Annotated in this window: 1 rRNA gene; it reads right to left on the bottom strand. The window is 50.7% G+C overall.

Annotated features, from left to right (window positions below):
* Positions 1-1,878: ribosomal RNA gene (locus tag T502_RS09005) — 23S ribosomal RNA — on the bottom strand; the annotation flags it as partial.

Here is a 1,878-nt window from a genome sequence, read left to right as displayed (position 1 = left end):
CTGCACAGCCAGGATGGAAAGAACCGACATCGGGGTAGCAAGCCGCCGGGTCGATATGTGCTCTTGCCGGCGACAACTCTGTTATCCCCGGGGTAGCTTTTCTGTCGTCAATAGCACTCATCAAAAGCGCGTATTGGTTCGTTAGACCCGAGTTTCCTCTCGCAGATACTTGCTATGCGTATCAGCGTCAGGCCAACTTTTGCTCTTGACACTCTCCTGTGAGTTTCTGACTCACATGAGTTGACCTTGGGGCACCCTTGATATCTTTTCGAGGGTGTGGCGCCCCACCCAAACTGCCTACCTACCGATGTCCTCTCAAAGAGAGTTAGTGTTACAATAAACCAAGGATGGTGTCTCAGATTACGACTAAACGTAACCCGCAAGTTACGTCTCAAACGTCTCCCATCTACGCTGCGCAAGGGATATCGTAACACAACAACAGGCTGCAGTAAAGCTCCACGGGGTCTTCACTTCCCATATGGAGGCCCTAGCCTCTGCACTAGGATAAAAGCTTCAACGGACTTGTGTTTGGGACAGTGGGACTCTCATTAATCCATTCATGCAAGTCGCCAATTAAGCGACAAGGTACTACGCTACCTTAAGAGGGTCATAGTTACCCCCGCCGTTTACAGGTCCTTCGTCCGGTTGTACCCGGTGTTCAGATACCTGCACTGGGCAGGAATCACAGACTATACTAGTCATTACTGAGTTGCAGTCTGCTATGTTGTTATTAGACAGTTGGAGTCCCCTGGTCACTGCGACCTGCCCGATCACCGGGCAGGCACCCCTTATTCCTAAGTTACGGGGCTATTTTGCCGAATTCCCTAAACTACAATTAAACCGACACGCCTTAGCCTTTTCAGCTAGGGGCACCTGTGTCAGATCTCGGTACGGATGTCTTGTCCCTTTTTCACGGGTTCCCGAAGTCGGCTCTAGGATTCATCACGATTTCACTCTATTCTCACCATGACGGTTCTCCAAGAGGTTATACGCTTGAACAGGGCGACGACCCTGCAGAGCTTATCCGGAAACGTTAGGATTGTTGACAGACAGTACAGGAATATTAACCTGTTTCCCTTTCGCTATACTCGAGTTACGGTACAACTTAGGACCGACTAACCCTCGACTGACGAACATTGTCGAGGAAACCTAGCCCCTTCGGCGGTCCGGATTCTCACCGGACTTTGCTTCTACTACTGCCGGAATTCTCATTCCTATACGGTCCACAGGAACTTACACCCCTGCTTCTACCCATACAGGACGCCTCTCTACGCCATCACATTGCTGTGGTCCGTGGTATCTGTGGTAGGTTTGAGCCCCGTCCATTTTCTGCGCCCTAAATCTCGACTGGTAAGCTGTTACGCACTTTTTTAAGGATAGCTGCTTCTGAGCTCACCTTCCAGTTGTCTTTGACCTAGGACCTCATTTAGTGTTTACACTTAACCTACACTGAGGGACATTAACCACGGTCTGGGTTGTCTCCCTTACGCACTACAAGCTTACCCCGTAGTGCGGACTGCCGAACGTCTGCGGCGATGGGGAATTCGGAGTTTGACAAAAGAGTGAGGAATTTCTTCCCCAACTTCCTAAATCAGTGCTCTACCTCACCATCGGCCTCGGTTCAGGTCATGCTACGGCATGTTTCGAGAGGAACCAGCGGATGCCCGGTTCGATTGGCCTTTCACCCCTATACGCAGGTCACACGAATGATTTGCATATCAATACCGCTTAGGCCCTCCACGCAACTTTCGTCACCCTTCAGCCAGCCCACGCATAGATCACCGGGCTTCGGGTATGATCCTGTTGACTTCACGCACTTTTAATACGTCGTTCCATGTCTTGCGACTACGAACCTGTTGCTTTCGCTTCGGCTTCCTT

It is taken from the genome of Methanomicrobium mobile BP (assembly GCF_000711215.1).
Taxonomy (GTDB): Archaea; Halobacteriota; Methanomicrobia; order Methanomicrobiales; family Methanomicrobiaceae; genus Methanomicrobium; species Methanomicrobium mobile.
Note: the sequence above shows the minus strand (reverse complement) of the source record. Positions and strands in the feature narration are given on the sequence as shown.